The sequence below is a fragment of the Micromonospora sp. D75 genome (assembly GCF_018070405.1).
GTDB lineage: Bacteria > Actinomycetota > Actinomycetes > Mycobacteriales > Micromonosporaceae > Micromonospora > Micromonospora chalcea.
Genome location: NZ_JAGPXV010000402.1, coordinates 1 through 5,469, shown reverse-complemented (window position 1 = coordinate 5,469; position 5,469 = coordinate 1). Strand labels below are relative to the sequence as shown.

Genomic DNA, 5,469 nt, shown 5'->3' with positions numbered 1-5,469 from the left:
GTCCACACCGGGCGGGTCGCGCGTACGTCGGAGACCTCCAGCGCCTCGGCCGGGCCGACCGTCACCGTGTTCGTGGTCGGGGTGATGGACAGCACGTAGCGGGGCCGGCCGTCCGGCGCCGGGCGGTCGAGGTGCAGGCCGCGCCGCTGCCCGACGGTGTACTGGTAGGCGCCGCTGTGGCTGCCCACCACCGCGCCGGTGAGCGCGTCCACCACCTGGCCGGGCGCCTCACCGAGCCGCTCGGCGAGGAAGCCGCGGGTGTCGCCGTCGGCGATGAAGCAGATGTCGTGCGAGTCCGGCTTGTCGGCCACCGCGAGACCGCGCCGGGCGGCCTCCGCGCGCACCTCGGCCTTGGTCGAGTCGCCGAGCGGGAAGATCGACCGGTCGAGCTGCGCGCGGCTCAGCACCGCCAGCACGTACGACTGGTCCTTGGCCGCGTCGACGCTGCGCCGCAGCAGGCCGTCCGCGCCGAGCCGGGCGTGGTGGCCGGTCACCACGGCGTCGAAGCCCAGGGCCACGGCCCGGTCCAGCACCGCGGCGAACTTGATCTTCTCGTTGCAGCGCAGGCAGGGATTCGGGGTACGCCCGGCGGCGTACTCGGCCACGAAGTCGTCCACCACGTCGTCGTGGAACCGGTCGGCCATGTCCCACACGTAGAACGGGATGCCGAGCACGTCGGCGGCGCGCCGGGCGTCCCGGGAGTCCTCCAGCGTGCAGCAGCCCCGGGCCCCGGTGCGGTAGGTCTGCGGGTTGCGGGCCAGCGCCAGGTGCACGCCCGTCACGTCGTGCCCGGCCTCCACCGCCCGCGCCGCCGCGACGGCGGAGTCCACCCCGCCCGACATCGCCGCCAGAACCCTCACCGGCCCACTCCCCTCGTCCTCACCGAGCGTATCCGGGTCAGCGGGGCGTACGGAGGGCGGCCGCGCGGCGGGCCCGCTCCACAGCGGCGGGCAGCGCGGCGATCAGCGCGTCCACGTCCGCGCCGGTGCTGGTGTGCCCGAGCGTGAAGCGCAGCGAGGACCGGGCCCGGTCGTCGTCCGCGCCCATGGCCAGCAGCACGTGCGAGGGCTGGGCCACCCCGGCCGAGCAGGCCGACCCGGTGGAGCAGGCGATGCCCTGGGCGTCCAGGAGCAGCAGCAGCGCGTCCCCCTCGCAGCCGGGGAAGGAGAAGTGCGCGTTGCCGGGGAGCCGGTCGGCCGGGTCCCCGTTGAAGATCACCTCGGGGACCGCCTGCCGGACCCGCTCGACCAGTTCGTCGCGGAGCGCGGCGACGCGGGCCGCGTACTCCTGCTGGCCCTTCACCGCGGCCTCGACGGCGACCGCGAACGCGACGATGCCGGCGGTGTCCAGCGTGCCGGAGCGGACGTCGCGCTCCTGGCCGCCGCCGTGCAGCAGCGGGGTGGCGGCCACGTCGCGGGCCAGCAGCAGCGCGCCCACGCCGGTCGGCCCGCCGAGCTTGTGCCCGGTCACGGTGAGCGCGGACACGCCGCTGGCGGCGAAGTCGACAGGCACCTGCCCGACCGCCTGGATGGCGTCGGTGTGGAACGGCACCCCGTGCTCGGCGGCGACAGCGGCCAGCTCGGCGACCGGCTGGACGGTGCCCACCTCGTTGTTCGCCCACATGGCGGTGACCACCGCGACGCGCTCGCCGTGCTCGGCCAGCTCGGCGCGCAACCGCTCCGGGTCGAGCCGGCCGACCGCGTCGACCGGAAGGAGACCGGCCTGGGCGCCCTCGTGCTCGACCAGCCAGTCCACCGCGTCCAGTACGGCGTGGTGCTCGACCGAGCTGGAGACCACCCGGACCCGGTCGGCCCGGGCCGCACGGCGGGCCCAGAACACGCCCTTCACGGCGAGGTTGTCGCTCTCCGTCCCGCCACCGGTGAAGATCACCTCGGAGGGCCGGGCGCCGAGCGCGGCGGCCACCCGCTCGCGGGACTCCTCCACCCGCCGCCGGGCACGGCGGCCCGCCGCGTGCAGCGACGACGCGTTCCCCACCTCGCGGGCGGTCGCGACGTACGCCTCGAGTGCCTCGTCCAGCATCGGGGTCGTCGCCGCATGATCAAGGTATGCCATCACCGTCCCACCCGGGGCGGTCCGGCCCGCTCACGACCGAACGGCCGCGATCACGCGGGAACCGCCGTGACCACGATGTTGTCCCGGTAGCTGCGGGTCTTGGCGTCGAACGGCCCGCCGCAGGTGATCAGCGTGAGCCGGGGCTTGCCGTCGCGCGCGAAGTACCGCTCCAGCGGGATCTTCGACTTCCGGTACTCCTCCCGGGCCACCACCCGGTAGGAGCGCTCGCGTCCGTCCGCGCCGGTGGCGGTGAGCTTGTCGCCCTGGCCCAGCTCGCGCAGCCGGAAGAACGCGCCCTTGCCCTGCTCGGCGCTGTCCACGTGCCCGGCGATCACCACCGAGCCAGCGTCGGCCTCCAGGCCCGGGCCGTAGCGGTACCAGCCGACCTGGTCCACGCTGGGCGGGACCTCGAACTCGTCGGTGCGCTCGTTGACGCCCACCGGGTTGACGGTGGCGGTGACCCGGATCGGCGGGATGCTCAGCTTCACCGGCGGCACGATCTCACTGCCGGCGGGCAGCGTGCCCGGGTTCACCGGAACCGAACCGCCGCCGGTCGCCGCCGGGGCCGGCGTGGGAGTGGCACTGGCCAGGGCCGTCACCTCGTCGCCGCCGACGTCCTCGGCGGGCTCGGATCCGCACGCCACCACGCCCGCCAGGGTGAGCGCGGCGGCGCCGGCGGCCATCGCCGCCAGCGCCCCGCGGTTGCGCACCGTCACCGGCGACCGGCCCGGGCGGTTGCCGCCACCCGCGCACCGCCGCCGACCAGGAGCAGCACGCCGGCCCCGGCCAGCACGTACCACCAGGTGTCCACGCCGGTGCCGGCCTGGCCGCCGGTGCCGCTGGGCACGCCGCCCGGAGCCGAGTGCAGGCCGGTGATGGTCTGGGCGACCACGCTCAGGTTCTTCGCCTCGGCCGAGCCGATCGCGTAGACGATGGTGGCGGTGCCCTCCTTGAGGTTCAGGTCGGCCGGGCCGATGGCGACGGTGTCGGTGCCGGCGAGCACCACGTCCGCCTTCACCGAGCCGGCGGCCACGTCCGCCTTGGCCTCCTTCGGGTTGGTCAGGTCCTCGAAGACCGGCTTGCCGCCGGCCCGCACGTCGACGGCCGGGGCGGCCGCGGTGTGCCGGACGATCAGCCGGGCCTTGCCGGCGCCCACCTTGGACACGTCGTTGACGAACGGCGTGATCTGCGGGTTGCCGTCGGCGCTCAGGTGCGCGGCGAGGCTGATGTTCGCCCCGCCCGGCACCTCGGCGTCGTCCACCTTCAGGATCGCCTTGTCGATCGCCTCGCCGGGCTTGGTCAGGGCGATGTCGTACTCCCCCTCGGGCAGGGTGAGCGGGCCGGCCACGTCGCCCGGCTTGAAGTTGTTCAGCGTCTTCTCGCCGTTGACGTACACGTCGACCGGGGTGTCCGGAATGCCGTGGACCACGGAGACCTTCGACGAGGCGGCGTAGGCCGGGCTCATGGTGGCGGCGCCGACGCCGGCGAAGGTGAGGGCGGCCACCGCGCCGCCCGCGGCGACCCGACGGAACATCGCGTACTGCATTGTCTGCCTCCTGGTAGTTCATGCTGATTCGTCAGGCCTGGCTTGCAGAACGGGTTACGCCGGCTCCGTGGCCCCCGGATGCGCCCGGATCCGATTTCTTTTTCCCGTCTCCGGGCGCATCCGCCGGAGCCTCCGGCGACGAAGGAGAGGTGACGAGGGTCGTGACGGACACACCGGGAGAGTGGGGCGGGGGCTGTGGGAGTTACAGTCGGGCATGCCCCACGGAAGGCGAGCCGCCCGGTGACGGCGGCCAGGCAGGGCCCCGAACCGCCGGGCGAGGACGACCTCGCCACCCGGTTCCGCGACGGCGACGAGGCGGCCCTGCGAGAGGCGTACGACAGGTACGGGCGGGCGGTGCTGCACCTGGCCACCACGACGCTCGTGAACCGCAGTGACGCCGAGGACGTGACCCAGGCGACGTTCGTCGCCGCCTGGCTCGGCCGGGAGACGTTCGACCCGGCGAAAGGCTCACTGGTCGGCTGGCTGCTCGGAATCGGGCGGCGCAAGGTGGTCGACCGGATCCGGGCCTCGGCCCGGGAGACCCGGGTGGTCGAGACGGTGAAGCAACTGCCGGAACCGGTCTCCACCGGCCCCGACCCGGACACGGTGGTCGACCGGCTGGTGGTCGCCGACGAGCTGGCCCGGCTCCCCGACGAGCAGCGCCGGATGCTGGAGCTGGCGTTCTACGACGACCTGACACATCAGCAGATCGCGGCGGTGACCGGAGTGCCGCTCGGCACCGTCAAGAGTCACATCAGACGCGGCATGCAGAGCCTGAAACGCAGATGGGAGGTGGACGGTGCAGCACCTGGACCACGACCGGCTGGTCTTTCTGGCGCTCGGTGAGAGCGAGGCGGCTGACGGCGAGGCCACCCATCTGGGCACCTGCGACCACTGCCGGGGCGAGATGGAGACGCTCCAGCACGTCGCCGGGCTCGGCGCGGGCACGCAGGGCCTGGCGGAGCTGCCCGACCCGCCGGAGCACATCTGGCAGGGCATCGTGGCCGAGATCCGGGCCGCCGAGGAGCTGCCGGCGTTGACCGAGCGGCGCCTGCCGCGCCCGGCCGACCCGGTGGAGCCGGCTGCCGTACCCGTGGTGGCACGTCGTCCGCGGCGGAGCCGGCGCTGGCCGGGGTGGGCGACCACGGCGGTCACCGCCACCGCCGCCGCGGTGATCGGCGTGGCCGGCACGGCCGCGGTGCTCGGCGGCGGCGGTGGCGAGCCGGCCGACCCCGACCCGCCGGTGGTGGCCAGCGCGCCGCTCGCCGCGTTCGGCTCGACGCCGAAGGACGCCTCCGGCGACGCCCGGGTGCTCGGTGACAATCGATTGCATCTGCACGTGGCGAATCTCCCGAGCGTTCCGGGGTACTACGAGGTCTGGCTGATCGATCCGAACACGATGAAGATGTTCTCCGTGGGTACGCTGAGCAACGGTTCGGGGGACGCGCTGCTGCCGATCCCCCCGAACGTCGACCTGCGCACCTACACCGTTGTCGACGTCAGCGCGGAGCAGTACGACAACAAGCCCGGCCACTCCGGCGACAGCCTGCTGAGGGGCACCCTGACGGGCTGATCGGCGGGCCGGCTCAGCGCCCCGCCCCGCCGATCAGCTCCCTACGAGAAAGGCCGCCGCCCGGTGCACCGGGCGGCGGCCTTTTCACGCGACGCTCACTTGCGCTTGCGGATCTCCTCGGCGGCCTGCGGGACGACCTTGAACAGGTCGCCGACCACGCCGTAGTCGGCCAGTTCGAAGATCGGCGCTTCGGCGTCCTTGTTCACCGCGACGATGGTCTTCGAGGTCTGCATGCCGGCCCGGTGCTGGATCGCCCCGGAGATACCCAGCGCGACAT

6 protein-coding genes and 1 pseudogene are annotated in these 5,469 nt (G+C 73.9%); 2 read left to right on the top strand and 5 right to left on the bottom strand.

All coding sequences use genetic code 11. The features are described from left to right. From mnmA to KBX39_RS21640, 4 genes are all read right to left on the bottom strand, one after another. Window positions 1-860 (bottom strand): tRNA 2-thiouridine(34) synthase MnmA (gene mnmA, locus KBX39_RS21655; protein WP_210872214.1); only part of this gene is annotated, 860 nt, incomplete at its 3' end. Window positions 861-897: 37 nt separating this feature from the next. Further along, complete coding sequence (locus KBX39_RS21650; RefSeq protein ID WP_064446977.1) at window positions 898-2,073, bottom strand: cysteine desulfurase family protein; 1,176 nt, start codon at window positions 2,071-2,073, stop codon at window positions 898-900. A gap of 50 nt (window positions 2,074-2,123) precedes the next feature. Next, window positions 2,124-2,789 (bottom strand): class F sortase, encoded by a 666-nt coding sequence (locus tag KBX39_RS21645; RefSeq protein WP_064446976.1) that lies wholly within the window; start codon window positions 2,787-2,789, stop codon window positions 2,124-2,126. After that, complete coding sequence (locus KBX39_RS21640) at window positions 2,786-3,619, bottom strand: DUF4397 domain-containing protein (protein ID WP_210872212.1); 834 nt, start codon at window positions 3,617-3,619, stop codon at window positions 2,786-2,788. Before KBX39_RS21640 ends, KBX39_RS21645 begins: the two co-directional genes overlap by 4 nt. Before the next feature lie 240 nt (window positions 3,620-3,859). On the opposite strand from KBX39_RS21640, the gene KBX39_RS21635 reads away from it, so the two are divergent. Both KBX39_RS21635 and KBX39_RS21630 read left to right on the top strand, forming a co-directional pair. Continuing rightward, window positions 3,860-4,465, top strand: coding sequence for an RNA polymerase sigma factor (locus tag KBX39_RS21635; RefSeq protein ID WP_013284457.1), 606 nt, complete (start codon window positions 3,860-3,862; stop codon window positions 4,463-4,465). Further along, window positions 4,419-5,192, top strand: a complete 774-nt coding sequence (locus tag KBX39_RS21630) for an anti-sigma factor (protein WP_064446974.1) — start codon at window positions 4,419-4,421, stop codon at window positions 5,190-5,192. The genes KBX39_RS21635 and KBX39_RS21630 overlap by 47 nt, the downstream gene beginning before the upstream one ends. A 95-nt stretch (window positions 5,193-5,287) precedes the next feature. Here KBX39_RS21630 and KBX39_RS21625 read toward each other — a convergent pair. Continuing rightward, window positions 5,288-5,469, bottom strand: a pseudogene (locus tag KBX39_RS21625) (FAD-binding protein); the annotation flags it as partial.